This window comes from Providencia alcalifaciens (assembly GCF_020271745.1).
Taxonomy (GTDB): Bacteria; Pseudomonadota; Gammaproteobacteria; order Enterobacterales; family Enterobacteriaceae; genus Providencia; species Providencia alcalifaciens_B.
On record NZ_CP084296.1, the window covers coordinates 1289062 to 1308893 of the forward strand.

At 45.0% G+C, this 19832-nt stretch carries 18 protein-coding genes; 6 read left to right on the top strand and 12 right to left on the bottom strand.

The window, feature by feature from the left end; genetic code table 11:
• Positions 1-131: 131 nt before the first annotated feature.
• From coaBC to slmA, 3 genes are all read left to right on the top strand, one after another.
• Positions 132-1388, top strand: a complete 1257-nt coding sequence (gene coaBC / locus LDO51_RS05970) for a bifunctional phosphopantothenoylcysteine decarboxylase/phosphopantothenate--cysteine ligase CoaBC (protein ID WP_225576702.1) — start codon at positions 132-134, stop codon at positions 1386-1388.
• The gene (gene dut, locus LDO51_RS05975) at positions 1360-1815 is read left to right on the top strand and encodes a dUTP diphosphatase (RefSeq protein WP_224059621.1); all 456 of its coding nucleotides are present in this window, start codon (positions 1360-1362) and stop codon (positions 1813-1815) included. Before coaBC ends, dut begins: the two co-directional genes overlap by 29 nt.
• A gap of 218 nt (positions 1816-2033) precedes the next feature.
• Positions 2034-2630, top strand: coding sequence for a nucleoid occlusion factor SlmA (slmA, locus tag LDO51_RS05980; RefSeq protein WP_225576703.1), 597 nt, complete (start codon positions 2034-2036; stop codon positions 2628-2630).
• Between the two features lie 55 nt (positions 2631-2685).
• On the opposite strand, the gene pyrE is transcribed toward slmA, so the two are convergent.
• Both pyrE and rph read right to left on the bottom strand, forming a co-directional pair.
• Complete coding sequence (gene pyrE / locus LDO51_RS05985) at positions 2686-3327, bottom strand: orotate phosphoribosyltransferase (protein WP_225576704.1); 642 nt, start codon at positions 3325-3327, stop codon at positions 2686-2688.
• Between the two features lie 137 nt (positions 3328-3464).
• Positions 3465-4178 carry a ribonuclease PH gene (gene rph, locus LDO51_RS05990; protein WP_225576705.1) on the bottom strand — a complete coding sequence of 238 codons (714 nt, stop codon included), beginning with the start codon at positions 4176-4178 and terminating at the stop codon, positions 3465-3467.
• Between the two features lie 123 nt (positions 4179-4301).
• On the opposite strand from rph, the gene LDO51_RS05995 reads away from it, so the two are divergent.
• Complete coding sequence (locus LDO51_RS05995; protein WP_154599593.1) at positions 4302-5165, top strand: YicC/YloC family endoribonuclease; 864 nt, start codon at positions 4302-4304, stop codon at positions 5163-5165.
• Positions 5166-5242: 77 nt separating this feature from the next.
• On the opposite strand, the gene LDO51_RS06000 is transcribed toward LDO51_RS05995, so the two are convergent.
• Together LDO51_RS06000 and LDO51_RS06005 are read right to left on the bottom strand one after the other, a co-directional pair.
• On the bottom strand, positions 5243-6499 hold the full coding sequence (locus LDO51_RS06000; RefSeq protein WP_225576706.1) for a nucleoside permease: 1257 nt from the start codon (positions 6497-6499) through the stop codon (positions 5243-5245).
• A gap of 124 nt (positions 6500-6623) precedes the next feature.
• Positions 6624-7442, bottom strand: coding sequence for a purine-nucleoside phosphorylase (locus tag LDO51_RS06005; RefSeq protein ID WP_036950708.1), 819 nt, complete (start codon positions 7440-7442; stop codon positions 6624-6626).
• A 332-nt stretch (positions 7443-7774) separates the two neighbouring features.
• Here LDO51_RS06005 and LDO51_RS06010 point away from each other — a divergent pair, with 332 nt between their 5' ends.
• Positions 7775-8848 (top strand): ROK family protein, encoded by a 1074-nt coding sequence (locus LDO51_RS06010; protein WP_225577233.1) that lies wholly within the window; start codon positions 7775-7777, stop codon positions 8846-8848.
• Between the two features lie 90 nt (positions 8849-8938).
• Here LDO51_RS06010 and LDO51_RS06015 read toward each other — a convergent pair whose 3' ends face one another.
• From LDO51_RS06015 to fdhE, 6 genes are all read right to left on the bottom strand, one after another.
• Positions 8939-10105 (bottom strand): nucleotide sugar dehydrogenase, encoded by a 1167-nt coding sequence (locus LDO51_RS06015; RefSeq protein ID WP_225576707.1) that lies wholly within the window; start codon positions 10103-10105, stop codon positions 8939-8941.
• A gap of 60 nt (positions 10106-10165) precedes the next feature.
• Positions 10166-11167 carry an NAD-dependent epimerase gene (locus tag LDO51_RS06020; protein WP_225576708.1) on the bottom strand — a complete coding sequence of 334 codons (1002 nt, stop codon included), beginning with the start codon at positions 11165-11167 and terminating at the stop codon, positions 10166-10168.
• Between the two features lie 65 nt (positions 11168-11232).
• Positions 11233-12891 (bottom strand): LTA synthase family protein, encoded by a 1659-nt coding sequence (locus tag LDO51_RS06025; RefSeq protein WP_225576709.1) that lies wholly within the window; start codon positions 12889-12891, stop codon positions 11233-11235.
• A gap of 75 nt (positions 12892-12966) precedes the next feature.
• A complete protein-coding gene (gene selB / locus LDO51_RS06030; RefSeq protein ID WP_225576710.1) occupies positions 12967-14835 on the bottom strand; it encodes a selenocysteine-specific translation elongation factor in 1869 nt (622 codons plus the stop codon).
• Positions 14832-16223: an L-seryl-tRNA(Sec) selenium transferase gene (selA, locus tag LDO51_RS06035; RefSeq protein ID WP_225576711.1), complete on the bottom strand. Its 1392-nt coding sequence runs from the start codon at positions 16221-16223 to the stop codon at positions 14832-14834. The genes selB and selA overlap by 4 nt, the downstream gene beginning before the upstream one ends.
• Positions 16224-16259: 36 nt before the next feature.
• Positions 16260-17195, bottom strand: a complete 936-nt coding sequence (gene fdhE, locus LDO51_RS06040) for a formate dehydrogenase accessory protein FdhE (protein WP_225576712.1) — start codon at positions 17193-17195, stop codon at positions 16260-16262.
• Positions 17196-17509: 314 nt separating this feature from the next.
• Here fdhE and LDO51_RS06045 point away from each other — a divergent pair, with 314 nt between their 5' ends.
• Entirely contained in the window at positions 17510-18163 is a 654-nt protein-coding gene (locus tag LDO51_RS06045) for a YoaK family protein (protein WP_225576713.1), read from the top strand.
• A gap of 71 nt (positions 18164-18234) precedes the next feature.
• Here LDO51_RS06045 and fdoI read toward each other — a convergent pair whose 3' ends face one another.
• Entirely contained in the window at positions 18235-18891 is a 657-nt protein-coding gene (gene fdoI / locus LDO51_RS06050) for a formate dehydrogenase cytochrome b556 subunit (RefSeq protein ID WP_036950687.1), read from the bottom strand.
• Entirely contained in the window at positions 18888-19832 is a 945-nt protein-coding gene (fdxH, locus tag LDO51_RS06055; RefSeq protein WP_225576714.1) for a formate dehydrogenase subunit beta, read from the bottom strand. The genes fdoI and fdxH overlap by 4 nt, the downstream gene beginning before the upstream one ends.

Here is a 19832-nt window from a genome sequence, read left to right on the forward strand (position 1 = left end):
CAGGGCAATCATCTAAACTAGCCTTTGCGTAGCGCTTCGCAAAAATAGCATCGGGATACAAAATCGGCTCTCTCACCAAGCTCATTGATATGGTAAGATGCCCCCCATGTTGACAAAATCGGACAGAGACCATGACTCAACAAACTTCAGTTAACTCATTATTAGGTAAGCGAATTGTTCTTGGTATTAGTGGTGGAATAGCCGCGTATAAAATTCCTGAACTCACTCGCCGACTGCGTGATGAAGGGGCATCTGTACGTGTTGTCATGACACCTGCGGCAAAAGCGTTCATTACACCTCTCACTTTGCAAGCCGTTTCCGGTTATCCGGTCGCGGATGATTTGCTTGACCCCGCTGCTGAAGCCGCAATGGGTCACATTGAATTGGCAAAATGGGCTGATATAATTATTTTAGCGCCAGCAACCGCCGATTTAATCGCACGATTAACCGCTGGCATGGCGAATGATTTACTCACAACGGTTTGCCTTGCATCTGCGGCGCCTATTGCCGTCGTGCCTGCGATGAATCAACAAATGTATCGCGCTGCGGCAACACAAGAAAATTTAATCAGACTGCAACAACGCCAGTGTATGATTTGGGGGCCTGATGAAGGCAGCCAAGCATGTGGTGATGTGGGTCCCGGACGCATGATTGACCCACTCGCTATCGTGAAATTGGCAAGCCAGCACTTTCAATCATGTATAGGCCAGCAACCAAATTTAGACCTAGATGGAATTTCAATCATGGTCACGGCAGGCCCAACCCGTGAAGATTTAGATCCCGTACGCTTTATCAGTAATCACAGTTCTGGAAAAATGGGTTTTGCCATCGCGCAAGCTGCCAGTGAACGCGGAGCGAACGTCACTCTCGTAGCAGGCCCTGTTAATCTGGCAACACCGAATGGTGTAAACCGTATTAACGTAACGAGTGCCCTTGAGATGTATGAACAAGTACACCAGTCTATTACCGAGCAAAATATTTTTATCGGTTGTGCTGCGGTGGCAGATTACCGTGCCAAAACCGTCGCTGAAAATAAAATTAAGAAACAAGGGGATGAAGTTTCCATTACCCTTGTGAAAAATCCTGACATTGTGGCAAGTGTAGGAAAACTGACGCAAAATCGTCCATATGTAGTCGGTTTCGCGGCAGAGACTCAAAATGTCGAAGAATATGCACGACAAAAGCGCCAACAAAAGCAACTTGATTTAATTTGTGCGAATGACGTTTCCTTAGCGGATAATGGTTTTAATAGTGATAACAATGCACTACATCTATTTGATGCCCATGGTGATGTTCGATTACCGCACAGTAGTAAAATTGAATTAAGTCACCATTTACTTGACGAGATACTCCAACGTTATGAAAAAAATCGATCTGAAAATTCTTGATGCCCGTATTGGGAATGAGTTTCCACTGCCAACTTACGCAACCACTGGCTCTGCGGGTTTAGATTTACGTGCATGTCTTGATGCACCTATCGATTTAGCACCTGGTCAGACTGAATTGATCCCAACGGGTCTAGCTATCCATATTGCAGACGAGCAACTTGCGGCAGTGATTCTGCCACGTTCGGGTTTAGGTCATAAGCATGGCGTTGTTCTGGGTAACTTAGTGGGTTTAATCGATTCGGACTACCAAGGCCAACTGATGGTGTCTGTATGGAACCGTAGCGACAAAGCATTCACCGTTGAACCGGGTGAACGTATGGCACAAATGGTCTTTGTTCCTGTTGTTCAGGCACAATTCAATATTGTGGATGACTTTGACGCGACTGAACGTGGTGAAGGTGGTTTCGGTCACTCGGGTCGCCAATAAATCGAGCTAATTCACGTTTAGATACCAAATATAGGCGTTTTACTGACGCCTATATTTATGAATAAAAACAATCATTATGGTATTTTTAACCTCGTGAGCTGGTTAGATTTGGTTATAATCTCTACATATTTTAAATCTGTTTTATTCTGAATGTGACTTTACTCAGAGCGAAATTTTGGATAGTTTGTCTTGCTGTTTTAGCAGGGGTCTTATTAGACATGGCAGAGAATACAATACAAAAACGTAACAGACGTGATGAGATTTTACAGGCTCTTGCGTTAATGTTAGAAAGTAGCGATGGTAGCCAGCGTATTACAACGGCAAAACTCGCTGCAACCGTGGGTGTCTCAGAAGCAGCGCTATATCGTCATTTTCCAAGCAAAATGAAGATGTTCGACAGCTTAATTGAATTTATTGAAGATTCACTTGTTTCCCGTATCAACCTGATTTTAGCGGACGAAAAAGATACACTTGTCCGAATTAAACTGGTTTTAGCGCTAATTTTAGGTTTCTCAGAGAAAAACCCAGGATTAACGCGTATAATGACTGGTCATGCGCTAATGTTCGAGCAAGATAGACTGCAAGGGCGCATTAACCAATTATTCGAACGTATCGAATCACAGCTGCGACAAGTATTAAAAGAGAAAAAAATCCGTGATGGACACGGTTTTATCCATGACGAATCACTATTAGCTTCTCAACTATTAGCCTTCTGTGAAGGTATGCTGTCCCGCTTCGTACGTTCTGAGTTTCGTTACCGTCCAACGGTAGAGTTCGAAGCTCGCTGGCCTTTAATTTTGGCTCAGCTACAATAACCGCTTATTTATACTACTCACCCCGCCCATGATTGGGCGAGGGCTTTTTTTTCCATTAAATCCCGTACTGCTCACGATACGCTTTCATCGCAGCCAGATACTGCTGCATATCTTCTTTTTCCGCTAAGTAAGTAATTAAGTCGCTCATAGTGATGATCGAATACACTTTGCAGCCGTAATCACGTTCCACTTCCTGTACCGCAGAAATTTCACCTTTCCCTTTTTCTTGGCGGTCTAAACACAGCAACACGCCACTCAACGTTGCTTTTTGCTGTTTGATAATTTCCATCGACTCACGAATTGCCGTACCTGCCGTAATCACATCATCGACGACCACAACACGTCCTTGCAGTGGGCTACCCACTAATGTGCCGCCTTCCCCGTGGTCTTTCGCTTCTTTACGATTAAAGCAATATGGCATATCAATATCGTGATACTCTGCCAGTGCGACAGCGGTTGTGGTCGCAATCGGAATACCTTTATAGGCTGGACCAAAAATCACATCACACTCAATGGCACTTTCTTTTAATGCTTGTGCATAAAAACGACCGACAAGAGCCAAGTCACGCCCTGTATTAAACAGCCCCGCATTAAAGAAATAGGGACTCTTACGACCTGATTTCAGCGTAAACTCACCAAATTTCAGTACCTGTTTTTTCATGGCAAGTTCAATAAAATCGCGCTGATAGGCTTTCATTGGTCATTCTCCTCATTAATTTGTATTGGTCTTTTTTTGAAACGACTTTCGCGGTTTATCTTTATCAGTAAACAACTTCATCAATAAACTGCGGGCATAAAAAAGGCGACTTTTCAGCCGCCTATTTAATAATAAATTTATTTCAGCGCTTCTCGCTGAGCGTCGAAAATGGTGTCTAGCCCCGTTTTCGCTAATGCTAGAAGAGCTAAAAGCTCTTCATGGCTGAATGGTTCGCCTTCTGCGGTACCTTGTACCTCAATCATTCGACCATCATCCATCATCACGACGTTCATATCCGTTTCTGCAGCAGAGTCTTCAACATACTCAAGGTCACACAGTGCTTCTTGGTTAACGATACCCACAGACACCGCAGCAACCATGGATTTCAGAGGACTTTTCGCTAATTTGCCTTGAGCAACCATGTTGTTCAGTGCATCAACCAATGCAACACACGCGCCTGAAATCGCCGCAGTACGTGTACCGCCATCCGCTTGGATAACATCGCAGTCTAACGTAATGGTGTGTTCGCCAAGTTTTTTCAGGTCAACCGCCGCACGTAATGAACGCGCGATCAGTCGTTGAATTTCCATAGTACGACCGGTTTGTTTCCCTTTTGCCGCTTCACGTTGGTTACGGGAGTTCGTTGCGCGAGGTAACATACCGTATTCTGCGGTTACCCAACCTTGTCCCTGACCTTTTAAGAAACGAGGAACACCCTCTTCAACGGTCGCGTTACATAACACCTTAGTGTCGCCAAACTCAATAAGAACAGAGCCTTCCGCATGCTTTGTATAATTGCGCGTAATTTTTATTGGACGCATCTGGTCTGCTAATCTACCTGCTGGGCGCATGGTGTTATCTCCGTTATCAACTCAAATTGGCACGTATTATACGTTGTTAATCGGATAATGCCTATCCTGTCATCCGTCATAGCGCTATAATCCTGTTATCTTAATGAATGATAGGAACGAATTATGATCCGTAGTATGACTGCTTTTGCCCGCCGTGATATCAAGGGTGAATGGGGGAATGCGGCTTGGGAGCTGCGTTCCGTAAACCAGCGTTATTTAGAAACCTATATCCGTTTACCCGAGCAATTTCGCAGCTTAGAGCCAGTTATCCGTGAACGCCTTCGTTCCCGTCTAACCCGTGGTAAAGTCGAATGTAACCTCCGTTTTGACTTAGATGGTGCTCACCGTGGTGAGTTACTTCTCAATGAGGATTTAGCTCGACAGCTGATTAGCGCAGCGAACTGGGTAAAAAATTACAGCCATGAAGGCGAGATTAACCCGTTAGAAATCTTACGCTGGCCGGGTGTGATGTCCGCTGGTGAACAAGATTTAGACGCGATTAGTGAACAGTTAATGGCGGGCTTAGATGAAACCATCGATGCCTTTATTCAGAGCCGTGAAGCCGAAGGCGCGGCACTGCATAGCCTTATCGAGCAACGTCTGGATGGTGTTTTGGTTGAAGTTGCCAAAGTTCGCCAACATATGCCTGAAATCCTGCAATGGCAGCGTGACCGCCTGCAAAGCAAGTTAGACGAAGCACAAATTCAAGTGGATAACAATCGCTTAGAGCAGGAGCTTATTTTACTGGCTCAGCGCGTTGATGTCGCTGAAGAGTTAGACCGACTGGAAGCGCACGTTAAAGAGACACGCAATATTCTGAAGAAGAAAGAAGCCAGCGGCCGTCGTCTTGATTTCATGATGCAAGAATTTAACCGTGAATCAAACACCCTTGCCTCTAAGTCTATTAATAGTGAAGTGACTAACTCTGCTGTTGAACTTAAAGTGCTGATCGAGCAAATGCGCGAACAGATTCAGAACATCGAATAAAATTCACTTTTCAGAGTAACTTTAAGCCAGCTTATTCACTGAATTCGCTGGCTTTTTTATTAAATCAAACTCAACCATCAACCCGCTTTTGCCATTTCCAACGGTTTCTCACGCTGGTGCTTATAATGGAAAGAGAAGTAGAAAATTACGGCCAATATTACGGTGTAGGACGAGAACACCAGCCAGATTGACTGCCAATCCTTCACGCCATCCACACCAAAGTAATCGACGACCAATCCACTCAATATCGCGCCAAAATAGGCACCCACACCATTCACCATGGTCATAAACAACCCTTGAGCACTGGCACGCATACGGTGATCCACTTCCTGCTCAATAAAAATAGAGCCGGAAATATTAAAGAAATCAAACGCACAGCCATACACAATCATCGACATAATTAAGAACATCAAGCCGATAGTCGATGGGTCACCGAAGGCAAAGAAGCCAAATCTCAGTGTCCATGCCAACATACTGAGCAGCATGACGGTTTTAATACCATAACGCTTTAAAAAGAATGGGATAGCAAGAATAAATACCACTTCAGCCATTTGGGAAACTGACAGCAAAATCGATGGATACTGAACAATCAAACTGTCTTGATACAGCGGGTTACGCGCAAAATCATGCAAGAACGGGCTACCAAACGTATTGGTAATTTGCAGAACCGCACCCAGTAGCATCGCAAACAGGAAAAATACCGCCATAATCGGCTTTTTGAACAGCACTAATGCATCTAATCCAAGCTTACTCATCCAACTGGTGGTGATAGCTTGCTTATTCACCGCCATTTTTGGTAATGTCAGGGAATACATCGCGAGCAGCAACGAGCAACTTCCCGCCACATACAGTTGCATACTGCTCAATTCAAATTTCAGTAAACTAATACTCCACATCGCCGCAATAAACCCGACAGTACCAAAGACACGAATTGGTGGGAAATTGGCAACAGAGTCTAGCTGATACTGACTTAGCGATGAGTAACTAATGGTGTTCGACAGAGCGATAGTCGGCATAAATGCCATCGCATTAATTAACATTGCCCAGAACATCACTGATGGATCCGCCACCGTCGCAGCGTAAAACAGCGAACCGGCACAAATAATATGGCAAAGCATATACAGGCGGTTTGCAGGAATATATTTATCCGCAATGATGCCGATTAACCCGGGCATCAAAATAGCGGCAATCCCTTTCGAGCTGTACACCATACCGACTTCAGCCCCGGAGAAATCCAAGGTTTTCATCATGTAGGCACCCAATGTCACCAGCCAACTTCCCCAAACAAAATATTGCAGAAAAAGCATGACCTTTAAACGAGACTTAATATTCATACTAGACTCCGTTTGGAGTGAATTTGGCGGGTAACATTCTCAGCTCGGCGATAACGCCCCAAAGGAAAACCGCTCCCGCACTGTCTTTCTATTAATTTGATAAAAATCTTAATTTGATAAAAAGTTAGAAACGCTCAATCACGCCTGTCACTAATTTTAAGAAGGTTGCTTTCACTTTTTCTGCCGTTTCAATCACTTCATCATGGCTCAAAGGCTGCTCTAAAATGCCGCACGCCATGTTGGTTAGGCAGGAAATACCCACGGTTTTAATCTGAGAATGATGAGCCACTAGCGCTTCAGGTACTGTCGACATCCCCACCGCATCTGCTCCGAGAGTTCGGATCATGCGAATTTCAGCTGGCGTTTCATAGGTTGGGCCCGTCCACCATGCATACACGCCTTGGCGCAGAGACACACCTTGCTCCTTCGCGACATCCAAAATCGTTTGGCGCAGCTCTTTGTTGTACACTTCGCTGACATCAAGGAAACGGACACCCAGCTCTGGATTATTTGGTCCCATTAATGGGTTATTCGCTGTCAGGTTAATATGGTCAGTGATGACCATCAGGTCGCCCGGGTTAAAGTCAGTATTCACTGCCCCACAAGCGTTGGTAATGATCAGTTTTTCCACACCCAGCGCTTTCATTAAACGCACAGGGAAGGTCACTTGATCCAGCGAAAAACCTTCGTAATAGTGGAAACGGCCTTTCATCGCCACCACTGTTTTGCCGGCAATCGTCCCGATCACTAACTCGTTCGCGTGACCTACCGCTTCAGACTTCGCAAAATGGGGTACTTCGCTATAAGGAATATGCACCGCATTTTCTAACGTATCGGCAAATGGGCCTAATCCAGACCCTAAAATGATCCCAACAGTGGGTTTCATATCCGTACGAGATTGGATAAAACTCAGGCTTTCTAAGATATCTTTGGTGTTGTGCATAATGCGCTCCGCAATCAAATCAAATAAAGAAGATGATTGGGATAATAACGTAATTAGAAAATCTAACAGCGATCTTAATCTCATTTTGAGAAAATGTTGATAAACATGATATCTGTTAAAGTACTCGTCATGTGAATCTGTTAATCTTGGACTATTCGCTGCATGGCTGGATCTATCACGAACAAAAACAGGAGGGGGAGCCATTGTTACACCGTTTATTGAACGAATTTCGTACATCCAAAAATTCCAAAACTCAAAAACTCAAAACGCTGTATCGGCTGATCCTCAACCACGGACCAATTCGGGCGGAAGCGCTAACCTCCCTCGCGAACATGAAACCCGCGACCTGTGCCAGGCTCCTCGATGAACTGAGTAAATGCCAGTTACTCTCTACTTCGGAACTTGGAGAATCAACAGGAGGACGCAAACCTATTTTGTACAGCGTCAATCCGGCTGATGGCTACTTAATTGGCATTGAGATGAGTGATATCTACTCTACGATTGTTCTGCAAAATCTGAAGTTAGACATTCTTGGCAAAGTCAAAATCAAGTATGAGCACCTCGAAACTGCCGAAAATATGCTCGACCATCTATTGGACAACGTCGATGAGCTGCTTGCTGAGCATCAGTTAGATACTCAAAAAATACTGGGTATCGGCATTGCCATCGACCATATTTTAGAACGCGATAAAGTGCCTTACTCTGACTACAGCGCACGAATTCAATCGCTATATCAATACATTACCCAGCGAGTTCCCTGCTTTGTCCTGTTAGGAAGTGGCATCAGCTTCGCGGCATTTGCGGAGTACCGTTTACGCTACGCTTCTGATAGCCAACGATTCTTACTCACCACTTGTGACACCGACATTCGCAGCTCAACCATTATCAACAACCAATATGCCCCAACGCCAATTAGCACCGCACAAGCTTTTGGACACACGACTATCGATATCAATGGTCAGCGTTGTGAATGTGGCTCATTTGGCTGTTTAAAACAGTACAGTTCATTACACGCCATTAAATCTCGCGTAATTCAGCATTTAAGACTTGGCAAACCCTCGGTCATTAACCAACTTGTCAAATCTGAAGATGACATTAACTATCACACGATTTTTCAGGCGCTTGCCCAGAATGATGAGGTGTGTCTTAAAGCCTTAGAAGAAGCCGCTTATTACTATGGTATTGCGATTGCCAACGCCGTGTTAATTACCCAAGCGGATGTGGTGGTTTGCGGGGGAACCCTCACCCCAAAAAACCATTTCTTTGAGATGACTAAAAAATCCATTGAGCAAAAACTGTCGATTTTCCCGCATATCAAACCGCGCATTTACCCAGCTAATGATTCTTATGAAATCGTCGCCCAAGGTGCGGGTGGGATGGTGATGGAAAGTTATCTATCCGAATAATGATGAATACAAATAAAAAATGCCCCAACATGTGGGGCATTTTCATTATAAATCACCGCTGACTATTTTAATCTTAGTCATTACCAAGCTTTAGTCATTACCAAACAGGTCACGGGTATAGACTTTGTCTGCCACATCATCCAGTTCTGGCACCATGCGGTTTGCCAAGATAATGTCGCTTTCAGCTTTAAATGCGTCTAAATCACGAATGACTTTTGAGCGGAAGAATTCCTCTTCTTTTAAGACTGGCTCGTAAACCACCACTTCAATCCCTTTGGCTTTGATACGCTTCATCACACCCTGCACCGCCGAGGCACGGAAGTTATCGGAGCCCGCTTTCATCACTAAGCGATACACACCAACTTTACGTGGCGCTTTGGCGATAATGGCATCCGAGATAAAGTCTTTACGCGTGCGGTTAGATTCAACAATCGCGTTAATCAGGTTATTCGGCACATCGTCGTAGTTCGCCAGTAACTGCTTGGTGTCTTTTGGTAAGCAGTAGCCGCCATAACCGAAGGATGGGTTGTTGTAGTGGCTGCCGATACGCGGGTCTAAAGAAACCCCTTCAATGATTTGACGGGCATTCAAGCCACGGCTTTCTGCGTAAGTGTCTAATTCGTTGAAGTACGCCACACGCATGGCTAAGAAGGTGTTCGCGAATAATTTAACCGCTTCCGCTTCAGTGCCGTCAGTAAACAGCACCGGTACATCTTTCTTAATCGCGCCTTCTAACAGCAAATTAGCAAAAATCTGTGCGCGTTCAGAGCGCTCGCCCACCACGATACGGGACGGGTACAGGTTATCCCACAGCGCACGACCTTCACGTAAGAATTCTGGGGAGAAAATCACGTTGGTGTAACCGAACTCTTCACGCAGACGCTCCGTAAAGCCCACTGGAATGGTGGATTTGACGATAATGGTCGCTTCTGGGTTCAGTTTGTTCACATCATGAATGACAGATTCCACTGAATTGGTGTTGAAGTAGTTGGTTTTTGGGTCGTAGTCTGTTGGGGTCGCCACAATCACGTATTGCGCGCCAGTATAGGCTTCGACTTTATCTTCGGTTGCACGGAAATTGAGTTGTTTTTCCGTTAGAAACTGTTCGATTTCGGTATCGATAATCGGGGATTGCTTATTATTAAGCATCGCCACTTTTTCAGGAATGATATCGACCGCCACCACTTCGTGGTGTTGGGACAGTAACATGGCGTTAGACAGACCGACGTAGCCGGTACCTGCGATTGCTATTTTCAAACTTGCCTCTCAAATCCTTCTGCGGATATTTCAGGTGGTTTATGGTATCGATGGTCAGTATTAACGGTGATAATACGATTTATACCAATCAACAAACGCCTGAACACCCTGTTCAATAGAAACTTGTGGGCGATAGCCGGTGACGTTAAACAGGTCTTCGGTGTCTGCCCATGTCGTGTAAACATCTCCCGCTTGCATTGGTAAGAAGTTCTTAATGGCTTCTTTTCCTAACGCATTTTCCAATGCAGAAATAAAATCTTTCAGCTTCACTGGCTGCCCATTACCAATATTATAAATGCGGTAAGGTGCGCTGCTTTGCGCTGGGGAATCTGAACGATTTTGCGGGTCTGCTTGCGGAATTATATCTGAAACGCGGATAACACCTTCGACAATATCATCAATGAAAGTGAAATCACGGCTCAGATCGCCGTTATTATAAACATCGATAGGTTCACCCGCTAAGATAGCCTTGGTGAATTTAAACAGCGCCATATCAGGGCGTCCCCACGGGCCATACACAGTGAAAAAGCGTAAGCCTGTCGTCGGCAGCTGATAAAGATGCGAATAAGAGTGCGCCATTAACTCATTGGCTTTTTTGGTCGCAGCGTACAACGAGATAGGGTGGTCGGTAGACATGTCGGTGGTGAATGGCATTTTATCGGTCACGCCATACACCGAACTCGAAGAGGCATACACCAAGTGTTTCACTTTCGCTTGGCGGCAGCCTTCTAAAATCGCTAAATGCCCATTCAAATTACTGTCAGCATACGCAAATGGGTTTTGTAATGAGTAACGCACCCCTGCCTGTGCGGCAAGGTGGATAACGCGGTCAAAATTCTCTTGAGTACACAACACCAGCACTTTTTCGCGGTCAGTGATATCAAGATGAATAAACCGGAACTGCGGATATTGTTCAAGAATATGCAGTCGAGACTGTTTCAATCCCTGATCATAATAAGCGTTCATATTATCGATACCGATAACTTCATGCCCACTTTCTAACAGTCTTTGACACAATCTAAAACCAATAAACCCGGCACTTCCCGTGACCAAATATTTCATATTCGTTATCTTCTTACGTTATTAAATGATGGTTTATCAACATTCTAGCATTAATTAGAGATAAACTACTTGGCCTCATCTTTATTGGCGACACCGAGTACATGATAAACATAGTGGCGATAACCATCGAGCAACTGCTTATCTTCGCAGTCATTCAGTTTACCGTCGCATAAATGACGCATCTTAATATTCGCTTCATAGAATGGCGATACTTTCAGATTTGCGCGCTCCAGCAACATGCCGCCAAGGAATGAAATATCCGTTAACTCACCTGATTTAATTGAAATACCCGATTTCAGGTTATCTCTTAGGGTAAACTGTGTCGCATAAGCAGGAGACGATAATGTGGACTTATATTTATCTAAACTGATCCCCGGTTGATGGTCACCAAAATAGAGGAACATCAATGGGCGCTGGCGCTTTTCCATAAACGAAACAAAATCACGAATAGCCGCATCAGAATGGACGATTTTTTCCATATAATGGCTAAATTCGCCCGCGGAGTCTTTATTATCTAGCTTATCTTTAATTCCATAGTCATCACTGTGCCCTTCTTTATAAGGCCCGTGTTCATACATCGTTAATGCAAAAATAAAGACTGGCTTGTCCGTTTCTGTTGCCAAAATTTCTTTCACGTACTTCAGCATATCTTCCGTGCTGATCGCCCATAAATTATCTTGCAATTTACCAGGATAACCCAACTCTTGGGGCTGGATAATACGGTCAACACCCAACGTTTCATAAGCGTGACCTGAATGATAAGCCCCTTTATTAAACGGCGTCAGGACGACCGTATAATAACCGTTGGCTTTCATCTCTTTAAATAAACTGTTATTTAAATGGTCGACAACGAAATAGAACACACCGCTTTTTTGCGCCCCGAAATCATCGCTATTTAATCCCGTTAATGCGGAAAACTCAGATAACCATGTCCCGCCACCAAAGGTTTGTACGCGCATCGGACTATGTGCAATCATATTGGCATCTTGCTGGAACATAAATAACTCGGGCAGTTTCGTTCCCGCAGGTAAATCATAAACTTTTGGGTCAACCGTGGATTCTTGTAATAACAGCAAAATATCAGGCTTTTCGGTTTGTTCATTATTCGCCAAAGAAATATTCGCGGCTTTTTGCTCAAAATAGCTCGCATCACCGACAAAATGCGGTGATTTGTATTTCGCATTCTGTGCAGACATCACCAAATTCGTCACTGTACCACGGCCTTTCGGCAACGTTTGTGACCATTTATCAAAGTAATGCGTACTTGCCCAATCCGCCCCGAAGTAACCCACGATGACCATGAGCACGCTAACCACGCGTGATACCCTGCGTTTACATGGTGTAGATAAACGCCAACTGATCACACCGTTGATGATAAGTAGAATAAATAACCCAAGTACCGCTACGCCCGCCAACCAATAGTGGCCTAATGTCCCTAAGTTGGAGGTATCCGTCATCAAATTAATATCAGTGAAGAAAAGTTGCTCTTTATAATAGTGAACTTTCAACTGGTTAAAGATTTTGATGATAATAAACAGAGTACTCGTAATAATTGCAGAGAAAACCAAACGAGCAGTGACTGTAAATAAAACGCCAAATATAACAGCGTAAACACAGATGGAAATCAGACCAGGATAGATAACGCCACTTTTTTCAAAGACTAAAAATAGCGAGCCAATAAAAATCAGCGCCAGATAAATACTCGCAATTAGTTTTTTATTCATTTGACTTCCACAATTCACAAAAAGGTATCAAGGTTAATAAAATTGCCAGCATTATAATGGCGTAAACCCTACAATTTATTCAACAAAAATGCCTTTGTCTCGTAAATAATGCCCATCTTCTTTACGCCGAGTAAAACCGCTTTTATCAAAGAACTCGAGAATTTGAATCGCCAGTTTGCGACCAATCCCCAATTCATTACGAAAATCAGCGGCAAAAATCACCTCATGCTCCGCACAATAACGTGAAATAATTTGGGCAAATTGACGGATTTGTTCACTGCTATAATACCTATCGCGCACAATCGCTACGATCAGCCCCATTTGTGCGGCTTTTTTCAGTATACGGCGAATAGTATCTTCATCGTGACCCGTTTCTAAGGCAATATCGCGTACCCAGCGAGCTTCAGGATGAGAAAACAGCCCTTCCACTTGTTGCCAAATACCTTGTTGCTTGGCATCAAACACTAACCCATGCTGCGGCATATGCAGCCAGCCACGGGTCTGCTTAATCGCTCCCTCGGCAATCAAATCACTAATCAATTTGAATACTAAGGTTTCATCCATCGTTGGTAGCGCCATTCGTTTCAATCGCGCTTTACCTACACCTATCTGGTCGCTATGAATTTCATTGAAATTTTCGAGAGATTGGGTCAGCTTGTCCTTGGCTACCTGCGCTTTAAACGCCGAAAGCACCACATCACCGACACGGACAATATCAACTTGCTCCAGTAGGATATCTAATGCCGATTGGGTTAACTGACGCGACCAACCGTAACTGTTTAAGTCTAGCTCACCACTGGGTAACTGTAAGTTAAGCTGAATCAGCTCATCATCTGTGGCACATAAACGGGATAACCAATCGAGAAACTCAGGCTGTCTCTTACCACGACGAGGGGACACTAAGCGGATCACTCGCGCACCCGCAAGGGTTTGCCGCGCACTAATATCGCGAATAATTAATCGGTCATTATCCACCAGCCACAGTGGCGTATCTAAAATAAGCTCTGCCAACATCGGCGTTTCACCCGATTCTGTCAGCAAAGAGACCCGCCCTGTAATGTGACTTGCACCGTGGTAAAGATGCACGGGCTGCCAATGTTTGAGTGGCGCATCGCAGGTCAGTTCCACAATCACCCGAGAAGCGATAAAAGCAGGTTGCTCCGCCAATAACCAATCACCACGAGTTATCGATTCTTTATCGATATTCCCCGTTAAATTAAGCGCGACGCGATCCCCCGCTTGCGCAAACTCTGCCACTTGATTTTGGCGATGAATGCCACGAATACGGACCGAAGTATCCGCCCCCGTCACCCATAAGGAGTCACCCACACTCACTTTACCCGCAAGCGCCGTTCCTGTGACCACAATCCCCGCCCCTTTTACATGGAAAATACGGTCGATGGCTAAACGAAAACGCTGTTGCAGGTCAGTCGAAGAATTCTGTTGTTGGTGCAGTTGCTGTAAGTATTGGCGAAGCGCATCAATACCCAGCCCTGTACTTGCTGAAGTGATAAATAGTGGCGCATTCAACCAGCCTTGGCGACGCAGCTCGGCATGAACCTGCTGAGTGACCTCTGCCACTCGCGGCTCATCAACCCGATCGGCTTTGGTTAAAATCACCGAGATATCTTGGCAACCCGCTAGTCGTAAAATCGATAAATGCTCGAGGGTTTGCGCCATGATCCCATCGTCACATGCCACCACCAGTAGAGCGTGATTAACCCCACCGATCCCCGCCAACATATTCGCAAGGAATTTTTCATGCCCGGGAACATCAATAAAACCGATTGAGCTACCATCAGGTTGCGGCCAATACGCATAGCCAAGGTCGATGGTCATCCCGCGTTTCTTCTCTTCCGGAAGATGCGCGGTGTTCACGCCAGTCAGCGCTTGAATTAACGATGTTTTACCATGGTCAACATGGCCCGCTGTCGCAAAAATCATGACAATAACGCCTGTACTAACCCGTGTTCATCCTCAAGGCAACGTAGGTCTAGCCACAATTTACCCTCTTTTAAACGCCCAATCACAGGCTGAGGTAATTGACGCCAGCGGCTGGCAAGACGCTCTAAATTGCCGCCTTTTCCATCAAGAGGTGCCAATGTAATCGCATAGCTGGGTAATCGGTCAACGGGAAGAGAGCCGCTACCGATTTGTGATAAACAAGGCTCCGTTTCTACAAAAAAGCGATCCCCATAATAGGCTTGCAGCTTCACGAGGATATTTTCGGCACTCTGCCTAATTTCTTCTTGGGAGCGTGTTAGCCAGCGTAATGTTGGCAGTTCAGTGGTGAGTTTTTCTGGAGTTAAATAGAGTTTTAGCGTCGCTTCTAACGCGGCAAGCACCATTTTATCCACGCGAAGAGCGCGTTTTAAAGGGTGTTTTTGAATGGCATCAATCCATTTTTTCTTACCAAGAATGATCCCCGCTTGAGGTCCTCCCAGTAGTTTGTCTCCTGAAATCGAGACTAAATCAATACCTTGAGATAAATACGCTTGTGGCATCGGCTCCGCAGGCAATCCATACGCGGTCATATCAATCATCGACCCACTGCCTAAATCAATCGCCGTCGGTAATTGGTATTTTTGCCCCAATACGGCCAGCTCTTCCCCTTCAACTTCTGCGGTAAAGCCTTCAATACTGTAGTTACTGGTATGCACCTTCATTAACAACCCTGTTTGGTCATTAATGGCATTTTCATAATCCCGTAAATGGGTTCGGTTAGTGGTACCCACTTCAACCAATTTACAGCCTGCCTGAGCCATCACATCGGGAACGCGGAATGCGCCCCCAATTTCCACCAGCTCACCACGAGAGACAATCACCTCACGCTGCGGGGCAACGGTAGCTAGTAACAGTAAAACCGCCGCCGCATTGTTATTCACAATACAGGCATCTTCTGCCCCTGTTAGTTGGCACAGCAAGTCAGCGATGGCGCGATCACGATGCCCCCGCGTTGCGCCATCAAGAGAATATTCTAACGTGACTGGCGAACTCATCACTTGCGAGACAGCATGGATGGCGGTGTTAGACATCACTGCACGTCCTAGATTGGTGTGCAAGACAGTCCCCGTCAAATTAAAGACGTTTTTTAACGCACTGTGTTGCAATTTATCATGGCGAACAGACAGTTCCGCTAACCAATCACCGTGCCAATTCGGTAAGCATCCGTCTTGTGCAATAGACGCTCGCGCTTGTTCCTGCATTTCACGCAGACATTCCGTGACCCAATGCAGACCCGATTTCTCTACCAATATTTGTGCTTCATCGAATTGCAAAAGCTTATCGATGGCAGGTAGCTGGCGGTATAGCGCGACATTCGATTCATCCATAGTCACTCTTCTCTTTCTTACTGTGCAGCTAACAGATTATTTTTCGCCCGGGAATAAGAATGGGTTAATGCTGCTACGAGCAAAACCTTCTTCTTCCATACGTGCATCTAAAATGATCGACGCTAAATCATCCGCTACCGCTTCCACTTTGGCTTCTTTCTCTTGGTATAACACTTTCAGATAGCTACCACAGTCACCACAACTTTCTGCTTTCACTGCGGCATTTTCATCATCCAGTGACCAGTAGTTAAGGTCACGAGTTTGTTCACAGTTACTGCATTTCACACGGACCATGTGCCACTCTGTTTCACACAGTGTGCAATGCAAATAGCGTAAGCCTTGGCTAGTCCCAATTTGTACAATACTGGAGACGGGCATGCTGTTGCACACTGGGCAATAATGGCGGTGATCACCGTGTTCTGCGCGAGCTTTACCCGGAATATTGGCAGCCATTTGTGCCCAATAGACAGACAATGCCGCCCAAATGAACATGGATTTATCCGCAGGGACTTTTTCAAACTGTTCGTTTAACAGCGCCGTTGCCATCTCTTCGAGTTCAGCTTCTGATGCTTTTTCTAAGTTTTCGAGAGCAGTACGGACAGAATCTGGCACGATTGGCATCAATTCGGCGATGATTGAACGTAATAATTTATGCCAGTGATTCGTGCGTGGGAATGTTTTTGCATCTAATGGCGCGGTATTCGTTGCCATTGAGCGCGCTAAAACCGCTTCCATATCCATCTCTAATGGATTGTCATGCTGCGCATTATTTTGCGCCGTTGCCACTTCCGCAGCGAAGTTCAGATAATCTGCAAAAGGATGTTCACCAACGCCTAACTCTTTTAATCTTTCTGCACGACGTTGATAAAGGCTTTTTAAATTAGGGAATAAAACAGGCGGAATAAAACCGATGCCTTTTTCTTTTAATCTTTCTTGACCTAATTCTTCTTTCGGGACGATACGAATACCCATTGCTCTCTCTCTTTTATATTTTTTATAACAACTTACCCCGAGAAATTGCCTATTCGCATTTCCCCGCAAGCCTCTAAGAAAATATTCGGTTACCAGCAAATCTTGCCGTTGTACCCGTCAGGATAAAACAAAAGTCACTGATAGGCTACTCTAGCCCTCGAATATTCGCCGTTGTTAACCCTGGTTTGTCTGTGGAAATAACAAATTGGTATTAGGGCATTTTTATTTGATATAACTACTGTTATTTCCATGATGTTAATCCAATTGGCACATATAATGATGTGCTCTCTATCCGCATCATAACGGGCAACAATATGACGTCATTATTTCATTTCGAAGCAAAGTCTCACACACCCTTCTTTTTATTGCTTGCCTTTATTGGCGGATTTGTCGATGCCTGCTCATTTGTCATCTTTGAGGTGTTTACTGGCCATCTGACGGGAAATAGCATTTTAAGTATGATTTACCTCGCCAAAATGAATATTGGCATGTTGCTACTCTCTGCAATTTCCATATTAGGATTTTTTGCAGGAACATTTTTGGGTTCTTGGATTAGGCTCAAGCATAGCGCGATTGTGTTGTACCGCTTTGTTCTAGGTCTGGTATTTTTAATATTTAGCGGTGTTTTTACTATTTATTTTTTCATACAGCCTTTGTATTCACCAGATTTCGCCATTTTACTGATCAGCTTCTCAATGGGCATTCAAAATGGTTATTTTAATAAGGCGGGAACGGTTGGAGTTCATTCAACCTATGTCACCGGCATGACCACATCCTGCATTAATGCCTTTTTAAAAAATGTTCCAGGGGACAGTAGCAAAAAAGTGCTGCTTTTGGCGGTACTCTCTTTTATTACAGGGGGGTTAGCTGGCGGGATCTTATCGGTGAATTACCAGTATGTCGGATTTTCTGCAGTGTTAATTCTTTTGGGATGTGCGCTGATTTATAGTTTTACAATCCGTGATTAACACTATCTATTTTAGACATAAAAAAAGCCCATAACCAATGTTATGGGCTTGATTCATCAAGATAAAAACGCTTAGTTTTTCTCTTGCTGCTCTTGTTGCTGCTTTTCTTTAGCGACTAGCTCACGGTACCAACGTGGGTGGTGCTTTCTCGCCCAACCACGTGTTACCCAACCTTCAACCATCGCACGCACAGAACCTTTGACCCAAATTGCCGCATACGCATGCACAACAATCATCAGGATCAAACCAATGGCTGACAACGAGTGAATGAGGATAGCAGCGCGGTACACTGGAATTGGGAAGTAGTCCGCAAAGAATGGGCGCCACATAATCACGCCAGTGACAACCAATGCCAGCAAGCAGATAGTAACTACCCAGTACACCCCTTTCTGACCGAGGTTGTATTGGCCTACGTCGCCAGCTTCTTCGTTTTTCAGTACCTTACCGATGTTTTTCCCCCATTTAATATCTTCTTTATTAATGAAGTTATGGTGGAAATAACGGAAGAACATAAAGACGAACAGCAAGAACATCGCCGTACCCACGAATGGATGCAAAATTCGAGACAGTTGTGGCGTGCCTAAAATGTTCATAAACCAGTTCAGCGATGGGAAGAAAAAGCCCAGTCCGCTAATAGCCGTGAACAAGAAGCAAATCACAACCGCCCAGTGATTGATCCTTTCAATCGGTTTGTGGCGAATAATTTTGTCGTTATCATCTGGCATCATTTCTGATCCTCCCCTTCTTTTGATTTCGAAGTGTCAGACGACATTGCGTTGTGCAAATCTTCTAGAGCCTCTTCTTCATCTTTCTTGGAGACGCGGTTTGGACCAATTCCCACATAGTGGAAAATTGCCGCCGCAAATGTTGCCGCAAAACCAACCGCAGCAATCGGCTTCCAGATACCTTTCCAGAAGGTGACTGTTGGGCTGATGCTCGGGTTTTCTGGTAGTCCGTGATACAACTGCGGCTTATCCGCATGGTGCAATACGTACATAACGTGCGTACCGCCCACACCTTGTGGATCGTATAAACCTGCGTTTGCATAACCACGAGTTTTCAGCTCTTCAACACGTTCGCCAGCCATGCCAATCATGTCTTCTTTGCTACCAAAATGGATAGCGCCAGTTGGACATGTTTTCACACAGGCAGGCTCTTGACCCACTTCAACACGGTCAACACACAGCGTACATTTGTAAGCACGGTTGTCTTCTGGGTTGATACGTGGCACATCAAACGGGCAACCCGCGATGCAGTAACCGCAGCCGATACAGTGTTCAGATTGGAAATCCACGATACCGTTTTTGTACTGGACGATTGCGCCTTCTGATGGACATGCCTTCAGGCAGCCCGGGTCAGCACAGTGCATACAGCCATCTTTACGGATCAGCCATTCAAATTTATCGTTCTCTTCCACTTCAGAGAAGCGCATTACTGTCCATGACTTAGCGGTTAAATCCGTTGGGTTGTCATACACCCCAACGTTTGTTCCGATTTTGTCACGGATATCGTTCCATTCGGAACACGCAACCTGACACGCTTTACAGCCGATACAGGTTGTGACGTCAATCAGCTTTGCAACTTCTTCCTTATAGTCCCGCACCTGAGGTGCGGGCGTCAGGGAATTGGTGGCAGAGCGACGAATAATGTCCTGAGATTGCATTGACAT

Bases quoted from the DNA above. Each gene is read 5' to 3' on its own strand.
- selA (WP_225576711.1), bottom strand. From the start codon at position 16,223: ATGGATGAATCGAATGTCGCGCTATACCGCCAGCTACCTGCCATCGAT.
- selB (WP_225576710.1), bottom strand. From the start codon at position 14,835: ATGATTTTTGCGACAGCGGGCCATGTTGACCATGGTAAAACATCGTTA.
- pyrE (WP_225576704.1), bottom strand. From the start codon at position 3,327: ATGAAAGCCTATCAGCGCGATTTTATTGAACTTGCCATGAAAAAACAG.
- rph (WP_225576705.1), bottom strand. From the start codon at position 4,178: ATGCGCCCAGCAGGTAGATTAGCAGACCAGATGCGTCCAATAAAAATT.
- LDO51_RS06020 (WP_225576708.1), bottom strand. From the start codon at position 11,167: ATGAAATATTTGGTCACGGGAAGTGCCGGGTTTATTGGTTTTAGATTG.
- LDO51_RS06025 (WP_225576709.1), bottom strand. From the start codon at position 12,891: ATGAATAAAAAACTAATTGCGAGTATTTATCTGGCGCTGATTTTTATT.
- LDO51_RS06045 (WP_225576713.1), top strand. From the start codon at position 17,510: ATGACGTCATTATTTCATTTCGAAGCAAAGTCTCACACACCCTTCTTT.
- LDO51_RS06005 (WP_036950708.1), bottom strand. From the start codon at position 7,442: ATGCACAACACCAAAGATATCTTAGAAAGCCTGAGTTTTATCCAATCT.
- LDO51_RS06000 (WP_225576706.1), bottom strand. From the start codon at position 6,499: ATGAATATTAAGTCTCGTTTAAAGGTCATGCTTTTTCTGCAATATTTT.
- fdxH (WP_225576714.1), bottom strand. From the start codon at position 19,832: ATGTCAATGCAATCTCAGGACATTATTCGTCGCTCTGCCACCAATTCC.
- slmA (WP_225576703.1), top strand. From the start codon at position 2,034: ATGGCAGAGAATACAATACAAAAACGTAACAGACGTGATGAGATTTTA.
- LDO51_RS06010 (WP_225577233.1), top strand. From the start codon at position 7,775: ATGAAACCCGCGACCTGTGCCAGGCTCCTCGATGAACTGAGTAAATGC.
- fdoI (WP_036950687.1), bottom strand. From the start codon at position 18,891: ATGATGCCAGATGATAACGACAAAATTATTCGCCACAAACCGATTGAA.
- fdhE (WP_225576712.1), bottom strand. From the start codon at position 17,195: ATGGGTATTCGTATCGTCCCGAAAGAAGAATTAGGTCAAGAAAGATTA.
- LDO51_RS05995 (WP_154599593.1), top strand. From the start codon at position 4,302: ATGATCCGTAGTATGACTGCTTTTGCCCGCCGTGATATCAAGGGTGAA.
- coaBC (WP_225576702.1), top strand. From the start codon at position 132: ATGACTCAACAAACTTCAGTTAACTCATTATTAGGTAAGCGAATTGTT.
- dut (WP_224059621.1), top strand. From the start codon at position 1,360: ATGAAAAAAATCGATCTGAAAATTCTTGATGCCCGTATTGGGAATGAG.